We start from the raw sequence: 18,475 nt of genomic DNA on the forward strand, positions 1-18,475 counted from the left end.
AGCAGGACATGAACCTCGGGTACGACCGGAGCGGCGTCCGGCAGCCGCTGTCAGACCAGCCAGGTGCCGTCGCGCATCAGCTCGCGTCCGGCCAGTTCGTTCACCTCGCGCCACGCCTTGACGGCGTGCGGAGTGAGGCGCAGATACACCCAGGCGGGGCGTCCGCGCAGGTCCCAGTGCAGCTTTTCGGCGAAGGCGCCCCCCGACCCGGCGGGCAGGTCCGCCCCTTCCACGACCTCCGCCGTCCCCTCGATCAGCACCACATCGCGGGTGTGCCCGAGTGTGACCCTGGCCTGCCCGGACGGAGTCAGGTTCACCGCCGTCGGATTGGTGCGCCGTGTGGCCATCAGCAGCGTGCCCCGGTCCCACACGAACGACAGCGGCACCAGACACGGCACACCGTCGGCGGAGGACGTCGCCACCCATACGTCTTCGTCCTTCTCCAGGCGATCGAGTGTGTCCTGCTTGCGCTCTTCCGGGCCGCGTGCCGCTTCTCGCTCCGTCATGGCCGACACGCTAGCCACGGGCATCCCCCGCCACATCGGCCCGCGGTCCTAGGTCGGTGGACTCATGGCGCCGCCCGACGCGGCGCGACAGACTTCCCGTATGGCCCGTACGAACGAGGAACCACGGCAGCAGGCGCCTGCCCCCGCCACTGCCCTCGCCACTGCCCCCGTCACTGGCCCCGCCACTGCCTCTGCCCCCGTCACTGCCCCCGGCTCCGGAGCCGCCTGGGTGGACGCCTATCTGGAACGCGTCGGTGCGGTACGGCCCTCCCGCGCCGATACCGGGGCGCTGCGCGAGCTACAGCTCCGCCACCTGATGACCGTGCCGTTCGAGAACCTCTCGATCCACCTCGGCCAGGACATCGTCCTGGAGACGGAGAGGCTCGTCGCCAAGGTCGTCGAGGACCGCCGGGGCGGCTTCTGCTACGAGCTCAACGGCGCCTTCGCCGCACTGCTGCGCGAGCTGGGCTTCCGCGTCACCCTGCTCCAGGCGCGGGTGTTCGGCGACGGTGGACGCCTCGGCATCCCGTACGACCACATGGCACTGCGCGTGGAGACCGACGACGGTACGGGGCCTTGGCTGGCCGACGTCGGGTTCGGCGACCACGCCCTGCACCCGCTGGATCTGGAGGTGCGCACCGAACAGGACGATCCGTGCGGCAGGTTCCGCTTCCGGGAGGCGCCCGGGGGAGACCTCGATCTGCTGTGCGACGGCTCGCGGGAGTTCCGGCTGGATCCACGGCCGCGGGTGCTCGCCGACTTCCGGGCGGGTTCCTGGTACCACCGCACCTCGCCGGAGTCCCGCTTCACCCGGTCCCTCATCTGCTCCCGGCGCACCGAGGACGGCCGGGTGACGCTTCGGGGACGCACCCTGATCACCACCGCGCGGGGCGAGCGGCAGGAGACGGAGCTGAACGACGACGCCGAGGTGCTGGCCGCCTATCGCGACCACTTCGGTCTGACGCTCGCCCACCCGCCCGCGGTGAGGCGGCAGTGTGGGTGAGCGGACACCGGTTGTTGAGTCCGGATAGCCGAATTCGGATAGCCGATTCCGGATATCGGTCAATACGGATCTTCGGTAGTACCTGCGGACAGTGACGCACAGCAGCCCACAACCCACTCTGAGCTGCAGCGTTTGCCTCGAACGTCGCAACAGTGGTCGAATGCGTATTCGTCGGCGGGCCGCTGCTCCGACAACGACGTCCGGCTGTCATGGGTCCGAGTTGATAACCGCCCCTGGGAGTACGTGCGCATGTTCGGTCGTTGGCTAGGCAGCAGAGCGAAGTCCGGCACCGCACAGAGCAACGGCCTCGCCGGACTCCAGGTGCCGCAGAACGCCGGAGTGCTGAGCTGCCGGGTGCTGGACCCCGTGTCCGAGCCCGTGCGACAGGCCGAATTCGTCGTCACCGACAGCGCGGGCCGCAAGGTCGTCGGCGGAGAGACGGACCCCTTCGGGAACGTCGTCGCCACCGTCCCTTCTGGCGACTACCGTCTGGGCGTCACGGCCGAGGGCTTCACGCCCTTCCACGGCTCGGCCGCCGTGGCCGAGTCCGGTCACGCGAGCCTCGGCGACGTCACCCTGCAGGTCGCCCAGCCCCCGCAGCTGCCCGACCCGGGTGAGTGGGAGATCGAGCCCTCGCACACCCAGATCGCCTTCACGGCACGGCACATCGGCATGGCCCGCATCCACGGCAGGTTCAACACCTTCGCCGGTGCCGTGCGGATCGCCGACCGCATGGAGGACTCCGCCATGCACGTCATCATCGACGCCTCGTCGATCGACACGAACGTCCAGATGCGCGACGACCACCTGCGGTCCGCTGACTTCCTCGACGTCGCGCGCTACCCGACCCTCGAGTTCTACAGCGATCGCTTCGTCCACCGGGGCGGCACCCGCTGGGGCGTCACCGGGGCGCTCACCCTGCACGGCGTGAGCCGCACCGTCACGCTGGACACCCAGTACCTCGGTGTGGGCAACGGCCTGGAGGGCGAGACCCGCGCCGCCTGCCGGGCGACCACCGAGCTGCACCGCGAGGACTTCACGCTCACATGGCAGACGATGCTGGCGCGCGGCATCGCCGTGGTCGGCCCGAGCATCACGATCGAGATGGACATCCAGATCGTCCCCAAGGGCTGACACCGGCCCGCCGCACCAGCACCGGACCGGGCCCGCAGCACCGGCACCTCACCGGCCCGCCGTATCCGGTACCCCCGCACCGGCACCTCACCGGCCCGCCGTATCCGGCACCCCCGCACCGGGGCCCACCGCACCACCGCACCGCCGCACCAGCACCGCACCGGCGTCCGGCCGGGCCTCTACGGCGCCTCCAGCCAGCCTTCGTACTCCGCGGCGAACGCGTCGAGCGCTGCGGAGTCCAGCCGGGCGGCCGGGTCCTCCACCACCACCAGCCACTGGGCGTCCTCGGCGTCGTCCTCGCCGGCCAGTGCGTCCCGCACGAGCTGTGGCTCCTCAGTGACGCCGAACCGGTCGGACAGCTCCCCGGCGACCTCCTCGGCCGCGTCGCGGTCGGGCAGTACCAGCACATGTCTCACATCGCTCACCCGGACATTCTCCGGTACGCCGGTCCGGGCGGTGCGCCAGGGAGGCCTCCCCGGTTCCGTGCGCCCGGGGAGGCTGTCCTGCGGCCCTGTCACAGGGGCGTGGGATGCTGGACCGCGATGGCCACCAGACGTAGTTCCACCGACGACCCGCTCGCCCCCGTCACGCTCGCCGTGGGCCAGGAAGACCTGCTCCTGGACCGTGCCGTGCAGCATGTGGTGGCCGCGGCCCGCGCTTCCGACGCCGACACGGACGTCCGCGACCTCACATCGGACCAGCTGCAGCCCGGCACGCTCGCTGAGCTCACCAGCCCTTCGCTCTTCGCCGAGCGCAAGGTGGTGATCGTGCGCAACGCGCATGACCTCTCCGCAGACACCGTCAAGGACGTCAAGGCGTACCTGGGCGCCCCCGCCGAGGAGATCACCCTCGTGCTCCTGCACGCCGGCGGCGCCAAGGGCAAGGGCCTGCTGGACGCGGTGCGGAAGGCGGGGGCGCGCGAGGTGGCGTGCCCCAAGACCACCAAGCCGGCCGAGCGGCTGTCCTTCGTACGGTCGGAGTTCCGGGCGCTCGGACGCTCGGCGTCCCCCGAGGCGTGCCAGGCGCTGGTGGACTCCATCGGGAGCGACCTGCGGGAGCTGGCGAGCGCCGTCTCACAGCTGGTATCGGACGTCGAAGGCACGATCGACGAGGCCGTCGTGGGTCGTTACTACACGGGCCGGGCGGAGGCATCCTCATTCACGGTCGCCGACCGTGCGGTCGAGGGGCGGGCGGCGGACGCGCTGGAGGCGCTGCGGTGGTCGCTGTCCACCGGAGTCGCCCCCGTCCTGATCACCAGCGCACTCGCGCAGGGCGTCCGGGCGATCGGCAAGCTCTCCTCGGCCCGGGGCGGCCGGCCTGCCGACCTGGCCCGCGAGCTCGGTATGCCGCCCTGGAAGATCGACCGGGTCCGCCAGCAGATGCGCGGATGGACACCCGACGGAGTGGCGGCGGCCCTGGTCGCGGTCGCGGCGGCCGATGCCGGGGTGAAGGGCGGCGGGGACGACCCGGAGTACGCCCTGGAGAAGGCCGTGGTCGCCGTCGCCCGCGCGGCACGCTCCGGCGGCCGCTGACCAGACCAGACCAGACCTGACCTGACCGCACAGGGCAACAAGCCCTCGCCGGGCGAACGCTCCCACCGTGCGCACGCGCTCGCAGAGCACGCGTACGCCTCGCAGGGCGGCACGCCCGCCCACACATGCGAAAGCCCCGGCCGTCGTCCTGGGGAGGACGTGGCCGGGGCCTTCGGTTCACGCTTGGTGTGCCGCACCCGCGTGGCGAACGCAGGTTCGGTGTGCGGCACGGGTGCCGGTCAGGAGCGGGAGAGAGGGCCCGCTGAGTCCGTTCCGGCGATCACATCAGTAGCTCAGCCCTGGAGGGCGGCAACCTTGAGCGACAGCGCCGACTTCTTGTTGGCGGCTGCGTTCTTGTGGATGACACCCTTCGAGACAGCCTTGTCGAGCTGACGGGAGGCGTCGCGGACGGCCAGAGTGGCCTTCTCGACGTCACCGGCAGCGGCTGCCTCACGGGCCTTGCGGATCGAGGTCTTGAGCGAGGACTTGACGGCCTTGTTGCGCAGGCGCGCCTTCTCGTTCGTCTTGTTCCGCTTGATCTGGGACTTGATGTTCGCCACGAAAGAGCCTTTTCAGGTTCGTTGGATCTTCTATGTGCGCCACGCCGCTTCTGAGGGCCACGAGGCACAGCTGCCCACGGTAGCAGTCACCCTCGGACCGGCCCAAACCGGTCCCGGCCCCGCAGGCGTGGGAGCATGGAGGCTACGTATCGATCCGTCCGACCCGACATCGACCCGAGACACGGCGTCCGACGTCTCAAGAATCAGGACCCTGCGTGCCCGCGACTCCTACCAACGTGCCCGAGCCGAGCCGTACCGACCCGGCGCTGATCCGCAACTTCTGCATCATCGCGCACATCGACCACGGCAAGTCGACGCTTGCCGACCGGATGCTCCAGCTGACGGGAGTGGTCGACCAGCGGCAGATGCGCGCTCAGTATCTCGACCGGATGGACATCGAGCGCGAGCGCGGCATCACCATCAAGTCCCAGGCGGTACGTCTGCCGTGGGCGCCCACCGAGGACAAGGGCTCGACCCACATCCTCAACATGATCGACACCCCGGGCCACGTGGACTTCACCTACGAGGTCTCCCGTTCGCTGGCCGCGTGCGAGGGCACCATCCTGCTGGTCGACGCGGCTCAGGGCATCGAGGCCCAGACGCTGGCCAACCTGTACCTGGCGATGGAGAACGACCTCACCATCGTCCCGGTGCTCAACAAGATCGACCTGCCCGCCGCGCAGCCCGAGAAGTTCTCCGAGGAGCTGGCCAACCTCATCGGCTGCCAGCCCGAGGACGTGCTCAAGGTCTCCGCGAAGACCGGCGTCGGCGTGGACGCGCTGCTCGACCGGGTCGTCAGGGACGTCCCGCCCCCGGTCGGCCAGGCGGACGCCCCCGCCCGCGCGATGATCTTCGACTCGGTCTACGACGCCTACCGCGGTGTCGTCACCTACGTGAGGGTCGTCGACGGCCAGCTCAACAAGCGCGAGCGCATCAGGATGATGTCGACGGGCGCCACCCACGAGCTGCTGGAGATCGGTGTCTCCGCTCCGGAGATGACCCCGGCCGACGGCATCGGGGTGGGCGAGGTCGGCTACATCATCACCGGTGTGAAGGACGTCCGGCAGTCCAAGGTCGGTGACACCATCACCTCCCTGAACAAGGGGGCGACCGAGGCGCTCGGCGGCTACAAGGACCCGAAGCCGATGGTGTTCTCGGGGCTCTACCCGCTGGACGGCTCCGATTACCCGGACCTGCGTGAGGCCCTGGACAAGCTCCAGCTCAACGACGCCGCCCTGGTGTACGAGCCGGAGACCTCGGCCGCGCTCGGCTTCGGCTTCCGCGTCGGCTTCCTCGGCCTGCTGCACCTCGACGTGATCCGCGAGCGCCTGGAGCGCGAGTTCGGTCTCGAACTCATCGCCACCGCTCCCAACGTGGTCTACCGCGTCGACATGGAGGACGGCACCGAGCACACCGTCACCAACCCGAGCGAGTTCCCCGAGGGCAAGATCGACAAGGTGCACGAGCCGGTCGTCAGGGCCACGGTCCTGGCGCCCAGCGAGTTCATCGGCGCGATCATGGAGCTCTGCCAGAACCGGCGCGGCACCCTGCTCGGCATGGACTACCTCTCCGAGGACCGGGTGGAGATCCGCTACACCCTGCCGCTCGCCGAGATCGTCTTCGACTTCTTCGACCAGCTGAAGTCCAAGACCCGCGGTTACGCCTCGCTCGACTACGAGCCCACCGGCGAGCAGTCCGCCCAGCTCGTCAAGGTCGACATCCTGCTGCACGGCGACAAGGTCGACGCCTTCTCGGCGGTCACGCACAAGGACAAGGCGTACGCGTACGGCGTCCGGCTCGTCGCCAAGCTGCAGAAGCTCATTCCCCGGCAGAACTTCGAGGTGCCGATCCAGGCGGCCATCGGCTCCCGGGTCATCGCCCGTGAGACCGTCCGCGCCATCCGCAAGGACGTCCTCGCCAAGTGCTACGGCGGTGACATCTCCCGTAAGCGGAAGCTGCTGGAGAAGCAGAAGGAAGGCAAGAAGCGGATGAAGATGGTCGGCAACGTGGAGGTGCCGCAGGACGCGTTCATCTCCGTCCTGTCGACCGACGAGTCGGCCGGCGAGGGCAAGGGCAAGAAGTAGGGTCGATCCCGGTTCGTACCCGTGAGTAGCCTGTTGGGCCCCTGTGCCGCGGACGTCCGCGGCACAGGGGCCCGGTTCGTTATCAAGCGGCGGCCCGTTGCCTCTTACGTGACGGTCCCGCTCGCTCTAGTCTGATCACCACCCGTTAGTTACTCGCCAGTTAGTTACTGGCTGGTTCACCAAGCAGGCAGAGCGGGAACGAGAAGCAGGACTTACAAGCAGCAGCACCCATGAGCCGGTCGTAGCAATGCCGCAGGCCCGGAGGACGTCGTGAGCGACACACAGACCTTGATCGATAGCCGACCGCCCTCCGTGGCGAATCTCTTCATCGAACGCGTGGCGGCAACCCCGGACGGGGAGGCGTACCGCTATCCGGTGCCGGCCGCCTCGGGCCAGGGCCCGGACGACTGGAAGTCGCTCACCTGGGCGCAGGCCGCCGAGCGTGTCCACGCTATCGCGGCCGGTCTGATCGCCCTGGGTGTCCAGCCGGAGGAGCGGGTCGCGCTCGCCTCGTCGACCCGCGTCGAGTGGATCCTCGCCGACCTCGGTGTGATGTGCGCGGGCGCGGCGACCACGACGATCTACCCCTCGACGAACACCGAGGAGTCCGCCTTCATCCTGGCCGACTCCGACAGTCGCGTCCTGATCGCCGAGGACGCCGCCCAGCTGGCGAAGGCCCGGGAGAACAGGGCCGGGCTGCCCGAGCTGGCGCATGTCGTCGTCATCGACCCGGCCGGGGCCGAGTCCGTGGAGGGCGACCCCGAGGGCTGGGTGCTCACCCTGGCCGAGCTGGAGGCCAGGGGCGCCGAACACCTGGCGAAGAACCCGGACGCGATCACCGACCGGGTCGCGGCGATCACCCCCGACCAGCTGGCGACACTGATCTACACCTCGGGCACCACAGGCCGCCCCAAGGGCGTACGCCTGCCGCACGACAACTGGTCGTACATGGCCAAGGCGACCGTGGCGACCGGCCTGATCACCGCGGACGACGTCCAGTACCTCTGGCTGCCGCTCGCGCACGTCTTCGGCAAGGTGCTCACGTCCGGCCAGATCGAGGTCGGTCACGTCACGGCCGTCGACGGGCGCGTCGACAAGATCATCGAGAACCTCCCGGTGGTCCGGCCGACCTATATGGCGGCCGTACCCCGCATCTTCGAGAAGGTCTACAACGGGGTCGCGGCCAAGGCCCGGGCCGGTGGCGGCGCCAAGTACAAGATCTTCCAGTGGGCGGCCGGGGTCGCCCGCGAGTACGCCACGGTGTCGCAGGACAACTTCCGGCGCACCGGCAGGGCCTCCGTGCCGTTCGCGCTCGGCGCCAGGCACAAGGTCGCCGACACCCTCGTCTTCGCCAAGATCCGTGAGGCGTTCGGCGGGCAGCTCCGCGCCTGTGTCTCCGGCTCGGCCGCCCTGGCGCCCGACATCGGCCTCTTCTTCTCCGGGGCGGGCATCCACATCCTGGAGGGCTACGGACTCACCGAGTCCAGCGCCGCCTCCTTCGTCAACCCCGGCGAGGCCTACCGCACCGGGACCGTCGGCAAGCCGCTCCCCGGCACCGAGGTCCGGATCGCGGACGACGGCGAGATCCTGCTGCGCGGCCCCGGCCTGATGGAGGGCTACCACCGGCTGCCCGAGAAGACCACGGAGGTGCTGGAGTCCGACGGCTGGTTCCACACCGGCGACATCGGCGAACTCTCCCAGGACGGCTATCTGCGGATCACCGACCGCAAGAAGGACCTGATCAAGACGTCCGGCGGCAAGTACATCGCCCCGGCGGAGGTCGAGGGACAGTTCAAGGCGGTGTGCCCGTTCGTCTCCAACATCCTGGTGCACGGCGCGGACCGTAACTTCTGCACCGCCCTCATCGCGCTCGACGAGCCGACACTCGTCGGCTGGGCCAAGGAGAACGGGCTCGGCGACAGGTCGTACGCCGACGTGGTGGCGTCACCGCAGACCGTGGAGCTGATCGAGGGCTATGTGCGGCGCCTCAACGAGGGCCTGCAGCGCTGGCAGACCATCAAGAAGTTCCGGCTCCTGCCGCGCGACCTCGACATCGAGCACGGTGAGCTGACGCCCAGCCTCAAGCTGAAGAGGCCGGTCGTCGAGCGCGAGTACAAGGACCTCATCGACGACATGTACGCGGGCTCCCGCGAGGCGTAGGCACGGATCACGAGGCGTAGGCGCCGGTCGCGAGGCGCAAGCGCCGATCGCGCGGCGCAGCTGCGAGCGGGGCCGGTGGGTGCGGGGCCGGTGCGAGCGGGGCCGGTGGGTGCAGGCGCGCCCACCGGCCCCGTCCGTTCCTGGTGCGGCTCCGGCCACTTCCGTCACTCGGCGTCTATGGGCGCGCCCGGTCTGTCACCCTGTCGGGATACGTCAGCGGTGTTTCGCGAGACCCTCAGGAGCCGCACCGTGGGGCCCATATCCTTGCAACGGGGCATCGTCCAGCGTCCCGGCACCGCCGTCGCCGGCCGGGGCGACGATCCGCGCCGCGTCGCGCGCACCAGCCTGCCGGGCATCCCGCAGGCCTCGGCCGCGGCCCGCCGGTTCGTCCGGGCGGCGCTCGGCGACTGGACCGCGCTCGGCCTGCCCACAGCGGGAGAGTTCGGCGAACGGCTCACCGACGACGCGCTGACGGTGGCCAGCGAGCTGGTCACCAACGCGGTCGTGCACGCCGGTACGGCGGTCGAGCTGCTCATCGGCCTCGAGGACTCGGCCGGTCCCGAACCCGCCGCGCTGGTGCTGGAGATCACCGATCACCATCCCGCCAGGTCGGTGCGCGACGAGCGTGCCGAGCGGCCCGACCCCGCCGAGTACGGCCGGGGGCTGCAGCTCGTCGCGACCCTCGCCGAATCCTGGGGCATCACCTACCGCACCGGCCTCAAGACCGTCTGGGCCCGCCTCCCCGGCGACGACCGCTACGGACTCCCGGACGCCCCGGCGGCCGACCGCACCGCCCCTGGGCGCGGTGCGCGCGACGACGGGGTCCTCGCGTCCCCGGCCGGGCACCCCGCCCGCGACGACGCGGGCTGGGCCGGCGGCACAGGGCTCTCCTTCCTCGCCGAGGCCTCCGGCCTCCTCACGGGCCAGCTCGACGAGGACCTGGTGGCGTCCACGGCGGGCCGGCTCCTGGTGCCCAGGATCGCCGACTGGTGCGCGATATGGCTGGAGTGCGAGGGAGGCGGCCCGGGGGCCGCCCCCAGGCTCGCCGGGGTCTGGCACCGGGACGAGACCCGGACCGGGCTGCTGCGCCCCGCACTGGAGAAGGAGCCGCTCCGGCTGCCCGGGAGCGTCGGCACGGGCCCCGTACCCATGCCCTGGCCGCCGGGTGCCACCGCGGGGTCCGAGGACGGCACAGGCGCCGCCCTCGCCCACCGCATCATCTCGGGCGGGCGCACGCTCGGCGCCGTCCTGGTGGGCCGCGAGGGGGCCGACCGGATCCCTGAGGACGCCGCCGCGCTGCTCGCGGACTTCGTACGACGGGTCGGCCTCGCCGTGGGCGCCGCCCGTGCCTACACCCGGCAGGCCACCATCAGCCGCATCCTCCAGCGGGGCCTGCTGCCGAGCAAGGTGGCCGAGATCCCCGGAGTCACCAGTGCGCTGGTGTACGAGCCCGGGGACGACGGCGTGGTCGGCGGCGACTTCTACGACCTCTTCCCGTGCCCCGGCGGCCGCTGGTGCTTCGTGCTCGGGGACGTCCAGGGCAGTGGCCCCGAGGCCGCCGTCGTCACCGGTCTCGCCCGGCCCTGGCTGCGACTGCTGTCCCGGGAGGGGTTCCGCGTCGGCGAGGTGCTCGACCGGCTCAACCGGCTCCTCCTGGACGACGCGATGGAAGCGGCCGAGGCCGCCGCCCTCATGGTCGCGGCGGCGGGCGGGCGGCGGATCGAGGAAGGCCGGACCGAGGAAGGGCGGATCCAGGAGGGCCGGACCCAGGAAGGCCGGCGGATCCAGGACGGCCGGATCCAGGACGGCCGGATCCACGAGAGCCACGAGATCCGGGAGATCCACGAGATCCAGGACGGCTCCCGGTCCCGCTTCCTCTCCCTGCTGTACGGCGACCTCGTCCCCCTCCCGGACGGCAGGGTGCGCTGCACCGTGGCGAGCGCCGGCCATCCGCTCCCGCTGCTGCTGAGCCCCGACGGCTCCGTACGCCCGGCCGCCGAGCCTCAGGTGCTGCTCGGGATCGTCGATGACGTGGCGTACGAGAGCCAGTGCTTCGACCTCCTGCCAGGCGACAGCCTGCTCTGTGTCACCGACGGGGTCACGGGGCGGCGCTCGGGGCGGCTGATGTTCGACGACGGTGACGGCCTCGCACGCGTCCTGGCGGGCTGCGCGGGGCTCCCGGCCGCCGGGATAGCCGACCGGATCAAACGGGCCGTCCACACGTTCGCCGAGCGCCCGCCCGACGACGACCTGGCCCTGCTCGTCCTCCAGATCGACAAGGAACGGCACACGGCCGTACGGGTGAGTCCTCCCGCCGAGTGACAATGGACGGTATGCCTTCCGTACTGCCCGATGGTGAGCCCATGCCCGACGACGGGGCGCTGCCCCGCCATGCCCTGCAAGGCGCCGCCGAACGGCCGCTCGGCTTCTATCTGCACGTGCCCTACTGCGCCACCCGCTGCGGCTACTGCGACTTCAACACGTACACCGCGACCGAGCTGCGCGGCTCCGGCGGCGCCCTGGCGTCCAGGGACAACTACGCGGCCCATCTGACCGAGGAGGTCCGCCAGGCCCGCAAGGTGCTCGGCGACGACCCCCGCCCGGTGCGCACGGTCTTCGTCGGCGGCGGTACGCCGACGCTGCTGCCCGCCGCCGACCTGGTCCGGATGCTCGCGGCGATCCGTGAGGAGTTCGGTCTTGCCGATGACGCCGAGATCACCACGGAGGCCAACCCGGAATCCGTCGATCCGGCGTATCTCGCGGCGCTGCGGGAAGGCGGCTTCAACCGTGTCTCGTTCGGCATGCAGAGCGCACGGCAGCACGTCCTGAAGGTCCTGGACCGCACCCATACGCCAGGCAGGCCCGAGGCCTGCGTCGCGGAGGCCCGCGCGGCCGGCTTCGAACACGTCAACCTCGACCTGATCTACGGAACCCCCGGCGAGTCCGACGACGACTGGCGGGCCACCCTCGACGCGGCGATCGGAGCGGGCCCCGACCATGTGTCGGCGTATGCGCTGATCGTCGAGGAGGGCACCCAGCTCGCCCGGCGCATCCGCCGGGGCGACGTCCCGATGACGGACGACGACGTCCACGCCGACCGTTATCTGATCGCCGACGACGCGATGGCCGCGGCGGGCTTCTCCTGGTACGAGGTGTCGAACTGGTCCCGCACCCCCGAGGGCCGCTGCCTGCACAACGAGCTGTACTGGCGCGGGGCCGACTGGTGGGGCGCGGGACCGGGAGCCCACAGCCACGTCGGCGGGGTCCGCTGGTGGAACGTCAAGCACCCCGGGGCCTACGCGCAGGCACTGGCCGAGGGCCGCTCGCCCGGCGCCGGCCGTGAGGTGCTCGGCGACGAGGACCGCCGGGTCGAGCGCATCCTGCTGGAGCTGCGGCTCGTCGACGGCTGCCCGCTGTCGCTGCTCGCCCCCGCCGGGCTCGCGGCGGCCGGCCGCGCGGTGACGGACGGGCTGCTGGAGCCCGGACCGTACGGCGAGGGCCGCGCGGTCCTCACGCTGCGGGGGCGGCTGCTGGCCGACGCCGTGGTGCGGGACCTGGTGGACTGATCACCCCGCCCCACCCCATCCCGCCCCGCACCCGCGAGGCCTCAGGCGGGCAGGGTGACGAAGTCGATCAGCTCCTCGACCCGGCCCAGCAGCTGCGGCTCCAGATCCTTGTAGGAGCCGACCCTGGAAAGAATGTGCTGCCAGGCCGCGCCGGTGTTCTCCGGCCAGCCCAGCGCACGGCACACGCCCGTCTTCCAGTCCTGCCCGCGCGGGACCACCGGCCACCCGGGGATGCCCACGGACGAGGGCTTCACGGCCTCCCAGACGTCGATGTACGGATGCCCCACCACCAGGACGTGCGCGTCGGTGACCTGGGCGGCAATCCGGGACTCCTTGGAGCCGGGCACCAGATGGTCCACCAGGACACCGAGCCTGGCGTCAGGGCCCGGCGCGAACTCCCGCACGATCGCCGGGAGGTCGTCGACGCCCTCCAGGTACTCCACCACCACGCCCTCGATGCGCAGGTCGTCGCCCCAGACGCGCTCGACGAGCTCGGCGTCGTGCCGCCCCTCCACGTAGATGCGGCCGGCCCGCGCCACCCTGGCCCGTGCGCCCGGCACCGCCACCGAACCCGACGCGGTGCGCGTGGGCCGGGCGGGGCCGCCGGCCGAGGGGCGTACCAGGGTGACGACCCTGCCCTCCAGTAGGAAGCCGCGCGGCTCCATCGGGAAGACCCGGTGCTTGCCGAAGCGGTCCTCCAGCGTGACCGTCGGCCCCTGGGCCGTCTTCTCGCACCGGATCACCGCCCCGCAGAAGCCGCTGACGGCCTCCTCGACGACCAGATCGGGCTCGGCGGGGACCTCGGGGGCGGGAGCGGACTTCTTCCACGGCGGAGTCAGGTCCGGCTGGTAGCTGCGCATGGCACGACGATAAACGGACGCCCGTTCACGACACGCCGTTCCTGGCACGCCGTTCACGACACGCCGAAGCGGGCCGCCAGCTGATCGCGCTGCGCCCGTACGAACGCCGCGTCCACCACCGCCCCGTGCCCCGGCACGTACACCGCGTCCTCGCCGCCCAGCTCCAGCAGCCGGTCGAGCGCGGCAGGCCAGTGCGAGGGGACCGCGTCGCGTCCCGCCTGCGGCTCGCCGGACTCCTCGACCAGGTCGCCGCAGAGCATCACGACGGGGGAGCCCGGCACCAGGACCGCCAGGTCGTGGCCGCTGTGGCCCGGCCCCACATTGGCCAGCAGCACCTGGAAGCCGCCGCCGAGATCGAGTGTCCACTCGCCGCTCACCTGATGCCTCGGGGCCACCAGGACGTCCGTGGCCGCCGTGGCGTCCGCCTCGCTCATGCCGTGCCGTACGGCGTCCGCGCGCAGCTCCTCGGCGCCCCGCCCCAGCAGCTCCGCCGTGCCGACCGCCCCGTAGACCTCCGCCCCGGAGAAGGCGGCGGTGCCCAGCACATGGTCGAAGTGCGGATGGCTCAGTGCGATATGCGTCACCCTGCGGCCCAGCAGTGCCTCGGCCTGGGTGCGCAGTCCGGCTCCCTCCCGGAGCGTCGCCCCGGTGTCGTAGAGCAGCACACCGTCCGTCCCCGCGACCAGTGCGGCGGTCGCGTCCCAGCCGGGGAGGCGTCTGCGTCCCGTACCGTTGCCCAACCGCTCCCAGCCGAACTCTTCCCAAGAGGCGTCCATACGGCGACGCTATCGGCAACGACCTGCGTGGTCCCGTGACGGGCGTGGCCGGTCGCCCTTGCCCCGGGCCCACCTCGCCCCCGTACACTGACCGGGGGATCGCTGGCACTCGAACGCACAGAGTGCCAGGCAGACGCCGGAGGACCACAGCTGGAGGTGTGCGCGGTGCTCAGTGAACGCAGACTCGAAGTGCTGCGCGCCATCGTCCAGGACTATGTCGGCACGGAGGAGCCCGTCGGCTCCAAGGCGCTCACGGAGCGGCACAGCCTCGGGGTCTCCCCGGCGACTGTCCGCAACGACATGGCGTTGCTGGAGGACGAGGGCTTCATCGCCCAGCCGCACACGAGTGCGGGGCGTATTCCGACGGACAAGGGCTACCGGCTCTTCGTCGACAGGCTCGCGGGTGTGAAACCCCTCTCGTCGCCTGAGCGCCGGGCCATTCAGAATTTCCTCGACGGCGCGGTCGACCTCGACGACGTCGTGGGCCGCACGGTCCGGCTGCTCGCGCAGCTGACCAGGCAGGTCGCCGTCGTGCAGTACCCCTCGCTGACCCGCTCGACGGTCCGGCACGTGGAGCTTCTTCTCCTGGCCCCGGCCCGGCTGATGCTCGTCCTGATCACGGACACGGGCCGGGTCGAACAGCGTATGATCGACTGCCCTGCACCGTTCGGTGACACCTCGCTGGCCGATCTGCGGGCCCGGCTCAACAGCCGGGTCGTCGGACGGCGCTTCGCGGACGTCCCACGGCTGGTGCAGGATCTGCCGGAGTCCTTCGAGGCCGAGGACAGGGGGACCGTGTCGACGGTGCTCTCCGTCCTTCTCGAGACTCTGGTCGAAGAGACGGAGGAGCGGCTGATCATCGGCGGCACCTCCAATCTCACCCGCTTCGGGCATGACTTCCCTGTGATGATCCGGCCGGTGCTGGAGGCATTGGAGGAGCAGGTCGTGCTGCTGAAGCTGCTCGGTGAGGCAACGGATTCAGGCATGACCGTACGGATCGGGCACGAGAACGCCCACGAGGGGCTCAACTCCACGTCCGTCGTCGCGGTCGGCTACGGTTCGGGCGACGAGGCAGTCGCCAAACTCGGCGTGGTCGGACCGACCCGCATGGACTACCCCGGAACGATGGGAGCGGTACGCGCAGTGGCACGTTACGTCGGACAGATCCTGGCGGATTCGTAAGTGGCCACGGACTACTACGCCGTACTAGGCGTGCGCCGCGACGCATCTCAGGACGAGATCAAGAAGGCATTCCGTAGGCTCGCCCGCGAGCTCCACCCGGATGTCAACCCGGATCCGAAGACCCAGGAGCGGTTCAAGGAGATCAACGCCGCTTACGAGGTGCTGTCGGACCCGCAGAAGAAGCAGGTCTACGACCTCGGCGGTGACCCGCTGTCCGGCTCGGGCGGCGGCGGTGGCGCAGGAGGGTTCGGAGCCGGCAACTTCGGCAATTTCAGCGACATCATGGACGCGTTCTTCGGCAACGCCGCGCAGCGCGGGCCGCGTTCGCGCACCCGGCGCGGCCAGGACGCGATGATCCGGCTGGAGATCGACCTCAACGAGGCGGCTTTCGGCACGACCAAGGACATCCAGGTCGACACGGCGGTCGTCTGTACGACCTGCAGTGGCGAGGGCGCCGCACCCGGCACCTCCGCGCAGACCTGCGACATGTGCCGCGGCCGTGGCGAGGTCTCCCAGGTCACCAGGTCCTTCCTCGGTCAGGTCATGACCTCACGGCCCTGCCCCCAGTGCCAGGGCTTCGGCACGGTCGTGCCGACCCCGTGCCCCGAGTGCGCCGGTGACGGCCGCATCCGCTCGCGGCGCACCCTCACCGTGAAGATTCCCGCAGGTGTCGACAACGGCACCCGGATCCAGCTCGCGGGCGAGGGCGAGGTCGGCCCCGGCGGCGGCCCCGCGGGGGATCTGTACGTCGAGATCCACGAGGTCGCGCACGCCGTGTTCCAGCGGCGCGGCGACGATCTGCACTGCACGGTGACCATCCCGATGACGGCTGCGGCGCTCGGCACCCAGGTGCCGCTGGAGACGCTCGACGGGATGGAGGAGATCGACATCAGGCCGGGCACCCAGTCCGGGCAGTCGGTCCCGCTGCACGGGCGCGGCATCACGCACCTGCGTGGCGGCGGGCGCGGCGACCTGATCGTGCACGTCGAGGTCATGACCCCGACGAAGATGGACCCCGAGCAGGAGCGCCTCCTGCGGGAGCTGTCCAAGCTGCGCGGCGAGGAGCGGCCCACGGGTCAGTTCCAGCCCGGACAGCAGGGGCTCTTCTCCCGTCTGAAGGACGCCTTCAACGGCCGCTGAACCCTGTCACCGCACCGCCCGCCGGTCTCCGTACCGGCGGGCGGTGCGGTGCGTGCGGGCCGGTACGGCACCGCCCCGCACGGTACGGAGGGCTGATTCGGCACGATTCGCGGGACGTGGCACGATGCCGTCATGTCCTTGGCGCTCACGGATCTCTGCCGCTACCCCATCGTGCAGGCCCCGATGGCGGGCGGTGCCTCGCGGCCGGAGCTGGCCGCCGCCGTCGCCGATGCAGGGGGGATCGGATTCCTCGCCGCCGGATACAAGACGGCGGACGGGATGTACGAAGAGACCGAGCAGCTCCGGAGGATGACCAGCGGTCCCTTCGGCGTCAACCTCTTCATGCCGCAGCCGCCGGCCGCCGACACCGGCGCCGTCGAGGTATATCGCCACCAACTGGCCGGTGAGGCCGCCTGGTACGAGACCCCGCTCGGCGAGCCCGACGCGGCAGGCGACGACGGCTACGAGGCCAAGGTCGCGATCCTGCTGGGGAATCCGGTGCCGGTGGTCTCCTTCACCTTCGGCTGCCCCACCCGCGAGACCCTCGACGCGTTCGCCGCCGTCGGCACGCTCACCGTCGTCACGGTCACCTCGGTCCAGGAGGCGCGGGACGCCGAGTGGGCGGGCGCGGGCGCGGTCTGTGTCCAGGGCACCGAGGCGGGCGGCCATCAGTCCACGCACCGCGACGACCCGGAGGGCGGCCTCACCGGCACCGGGCTGCTCGCGCTGCTCGCCGAGGTCCGCGAGGCCGTGCGTCTGCCGGTCGTCGCGGCCGGCGGCCTGATGCGCGGCTCCCAGATCACGGCCGTCCTCGCGGCCGGGGCCGACGCCGCCCAGCTCGGTACGGCGTTCCTGCCCTGCCCCGAGTCGGGGGCGCACCCGCTGCACAAGCAGGCCCTGACCGACCCGCTGTTCACGACCACCGCCCTGACCCGGGCCTTCTCCGGCCGCCCCGCGCGGAGCCTGGTCAACCGGTTCGTACGGGAGCACGGGGCGTACGCCCCCGCCGCCTACCCGCAGGTGCACCAGGTGACCAGCGGGCTGCGCAGAGCCGCCGCCAGGGCAGGGGACGCCCAGGGCATGGCGCTGTGGGCGGGCCAGGGCCACCGGATGGCGCGTGAGCTGCCCGCCGGGGAGCTGGTGGGCCTGCTCGCCGCAGAGATGGATGCCGCGCGTGCGGCCATGAACGTGAGGAGTGACCGGTGACGGCACCGGTGTTCGTCGTCGAACAGCTGCCCGGCGGAACGGAGTTCGTGCTGGACGGCCCCGAGGGGCGGCACGCCGTGTCCGTGAAGCGGCTGAACCCGGGGGAGGACGTCGTCCTCACCGACGGGCGCGGCCGCTGGGCCGAAGGCGTCGTACGGGCGGCCGAGGGCAAGGACCGGCTCGTGGTGGCCGGCCTCACGAGCGTCCACGAGGAGGACGAGCCCGCGCCCCGCATCACCGTCGTCCAGGCGCTGCCCAAGGGCGACCGCGGCGAGCTCGCCGTGGAGACGATGACCGAGACGGGCGTCGACGCGATCGTGCCCTGGCAGGCCTCGCGCTGCATCACCCAGTGGAAGGGCGATCGCGGGCTCAAGTCCCTCGCCAAGTGGCGCGCCACCGCGCGCGAGGCGGGCAAGCAGTCGCGCCGGGTGCGTTTTCCCGAGGTGGCGGACGCCATGACGACCAAGCAGGTCGCGGCCCTGCTGGCCGGCGCTGACTTCGCGGGCGTCCTGCACGAGGACCGGGACAGCGGCAGCGAGCCGCTGGCCACCGCCGAACTCCCCGCGGGCGGCACGATCGTGCTGGTCGTGGGCCCGGAGGGCGGGGTGGCGCCCCAGGAGCTGGCGGCCTTCACCGAGGCGGGGGCGCCCGCCTACCGGCTCGGCCCGAGCGTCCTGCGCACCTCGACCGCGGGGACCGCCGCGGCGGCCCTGCTGATGGGACGCACCGGGCGCTGGTCGTAGCCGAGGGCGCCGGGCGGGCCCGA

16 protein-coding genes are annotated in these 18,475 nt (G+C 71.4%); 11 read left to right on the top strand and 5 right to left on the bottom strand.

From position 1 onward, the window contains the following. Positions 1-50: 50 nt before the first annotated feature. The gene (locus AB0C75_RS06500; protein ID WP_362887701.1) at positions 51-506 is read right to left on the bottom strand and encodes a pyridoxamine 5'-phosphate oxidase family protein; all 456 of its coding nucleotides are present in this window, start codon (positions 504-506) and stop codon (positions 51-53) included. 100 nt (positions 507-606) lie between these two features. Here AB0C75_RS06500 and AB0C75_RS06505 point away from each other — a divergent pair, with 100 nt between their 5' ends. Together AB0C75_RS06505 and AB0C75_RS06510 are read left to right on the top strand one after the other, a co-directional pair. Beyond that, the gene (locus tag AB0C75_RS06505; protein WP_362887703.1) at positions 607-1,509 is read left to right on the top strand and encodes an arylamine N-acetyltransferase; all 903 of its coding nucleotides are present in this window, start codon (positions 607-609) and stop codon (positions 1,507-1,509) included. A gap of 249 nt (positions 1,510-1,758) precedes the next feature. Continuing rightward, positions 1,759-2,643, top strand: a complete 885-nt coding sequence (locus tag AB0C75_RS06510; RefSeq protein WP_362887705.1) for a YceI family protein — start codon at positions 1,759-1,761, stop codon at positions 2,641-2,643. A gap of 179 nt (positions 2,644-2,822) precedes the next feature. On the opposite strand, the gene AB0C75_RS06515 is transcribed toward AB0C75_RS06510, so the two are convergent. Beyond that, positions 2,823-3,068, bottom strand: a complete 246-nt coding sequence (locus AB0C75_RS06515; RefSeq protein ID WP_362887707.1) for a hypothetical protein — start codon at positions 3,066-3,068, stop codon at positions 2,823-2,825. Positions 3,069-3,185: 117 nt separating this feature from the next. Between AB0C75_RS06515 and holA the strand changes: the two genes are divergently transcribed. Further along, on the top strand, positions 3,186-4,175 hold the full coding sequence (holA, locus tag AB0C75_RS06520) for a DNA polymerase III subunit delta (RefSeq protein ID WP_362887709.1): 990 nt from the start codon (positions 3,186-3,188) through the stop codon (positions 4,173-4,175). 293 nt (positions 4,176-4,468) lie between these two features. Here holA and rpsT read toward each other — a convergent pair whose 3' ends face one another. After that, a complete protein-coding gene (gene rpsT / locus AB0C75_RS06525; RefSeq protein ID WP_362887711.1) occupies positions 4,469-4,735 on the bottom strand; it encodes a 30S ribosomal protein S20 in 267 nt (88 codons plus the stop codon). 215 nt (positions 4,736-4,950) lie between these two features. Between rpsT and lepA the strand changes: the two genes are divergently transcribed. The 4 genes from lepA (at position 4,951) to hemW (ending at position 12,545) form a co-directional block, all read left to right on the top strand. After that, on the top strand, positions 4,951-6,819 hold the full coding sequence (gene lepA, locus AB0C75_RS06530; RefSeq protein ID WP_362887713.1) for a translation elongation factor 4: 1,869 nt from the start codon (positions 4,951-4,953) through the stop codon (positions 6,817-6,819). A 270-nt stretch (positions 6,820-7,089) separates the two neighbouring features. Then, complete coding sequence (locus tag AB0C75_RS06535; RefSeq protein ID WP_362887715.1) at positions 7,090-8,979, top strand: long-chain fatty acid--CoA ligase; 1,890 nt, start codon at positions 7,090-7,092, stop codon at positions 8,977-8,979. Positions 8,980-9,228: 249 nt separating this feature from the next. Further along, entirely contained in the window at positions 9,229-11,301 is a 2,073-nt protein-coding gene (locus tag AB0C75_RS06540; protein ID WP_362887717.1) for an ATP-binding SpoIIE family protein phosphatase, read from the top strand. An 11-nt stretch (positions 11,302-11,312) separates the two neighbouring features. Next, the gene (hemW, locus tag AB0C75_RS06545; RefSeq protein ID WP_362887719.1) at positions 11,313-12,545 is read left to right on the top strand and encodes a radical SAM family heme chaperone HemW; all 1,233 of its coding nucleotides are present in this window, start codon (positions 11,313-11,315) and stop codon (positions 12,543-12,545) included. Between the two features lie 41 nt (positions 12,546-12,586). Here the strand turns inward: hemW and AB0C75_RS06550 are convergent, their stop codons facing one another. Together AB0C75_RS06550 and AB0C75_RS06555 are read right to left on the bottom strand one after the other, a co-directional pair. Beyond that, entirely contained in the window at positions 12,587-13,405 is an 819-nt protein-coding gene (locus AB0C75_RS06550) for a DUF3097 domain-containing protein (protein WP_362887721.1), read from the bottom strand. Between the two features lie 53 nt (positions 13,406-13,458). Continuing rightward, positions 13,459-14,181, bottom strand: a complete 723-nt coding sequence (locus AB0C75_RS06555; protein ID WP_362887723.1) for an MBL fold metallo-hydrolase — start codon at positions 14,179-14,181, stop codon at positions 13,459-13,461. A 165-nt stretch (positions 14,182-14,346) separates the two neighbouring features. Here AB0C75_RS06555 and hrcA point away from each other — a divergent pair, with 165 nt between their 5' ends. The 4 genes from hrcA to AB0C75_RS06575 all read left to right on the top strand — a co-directional run bounded on the left by hrcA (position 14,347) and on the right by AB0C75_RS06575 (position 18,452). Further along, entirely contained in the window at positions 14,347-15,363 is a 1,017-nt protein-coding gene (gene hrcA / locus AB0C75_RS06560) for a heat-inducible transcriptional repressor HrcA (protein WP_362887725.1), read from the top strand. Then, complete coding sequence (gene dnaJ, locus AB0C75_RS06565) at positions 15,364-16,503, top strand: molecular chaperone DnaJ (RefSeq protein ID WP_362887727.1); 1,140 nt, start codon at positions 15,364-15,366, stop codon at positions 16,501-16,503. A 132-nt stretch (positions 16,504-16,635) separates the two neighbouring features. After that, positions 16,636-17,709, top strand: coding sequence for a nitronate monooxygenase (locus tag AB0C75_RS06570; protein WP_362887729.1), 1,074 nt, complete (start codon positions 16,636-16,638; stop codon positions 17,707-17,709). Then, complete coding sequence (locus AB0C75_RS06575; RefSeq protein ID WP_362887731.1) at positions 17,706-18,452, top strand: 16S rRNA (uracil(1498)-N(3))-methyltransferase; 747 nt, start codon at positions 17,706-17,708, stop codon at positions 18,450-18,452. Before AB0C75_RS06570 ends, AB0C75_RS06575 begins: the two co-directional genes overlap by 4 nt. Positions 18,453-18,475 lie beyond the last annotated feature (23 nt).

This window comes from Streptomyces sp. NPDC048565, assembly GCF_040650935.1.
Lineage (GTDB): Bacteria > Actinomycetota > Actinomycetes > Streptomycetales > Streptomycetaceae > Streptomyces.

Excerpts from the sequence above, each read along its gene's own strand:
- AB0C75_RS06550 (WP_362887721.1), bottom strand. The coding sequence starts at position 13,405 with ATGCGCAGCTACCAGCCGGACCTGACTCCGCCGTGGAAGAAGTCCGCT.
- AB0C75_RS06500 (WP_362887701.1), bottom strand. The coding sequence starts at position 506 with ATGACGGAGCGAGAAGCGGCACGCGGCCCGGAAGAGCGCAAGCAGGAC.
- AB0C75_RS06570 (WP_362887729.1), top strand. The coding sequence starts at position 16,636 with ATGTCCTTGGCGCTCACGGATCTCTGCCGCTACCCCATCGTGCAGGCC.
- AB0C75_RS06555 (WP_362887723.1), bottom strand. The coding sequence starts at position 14,181 with ATGGACGCCTCTTGGGAAGAGTTCGGCTGGGAGCGGTTGGGCAACGGT.
- AB0C75_RS06505 (WP_362887703.1), top strand. The coding sequence starts at position 607 with ATGGCCCGTACGAACGAGGAACCACGGCAGCAGGCGCCTGCCCCCGCC.
- hemW (WP_362887719.1), top strand. The coding sequence starts at position 11,313 with ATGCCTTCCGTACTGCCCGATGGTGAGCCCATGCCCGACGACGGGGCG.
- AB0C75_RS06510 (WP_362887705.1), top strand. The coding sequence starts at position 1,759 with ATGTTCGGTCGTTGGCTAGGCAGCAGAGCGAAGTCCGGCACCGCACAG.
- holA (WP_362887709.1), top strand. The coding sequence starts at position 3,186 with ATGGCCACCAGACGTAGTTCCACCGACGACCCGCTCGCCCCCGTCACG.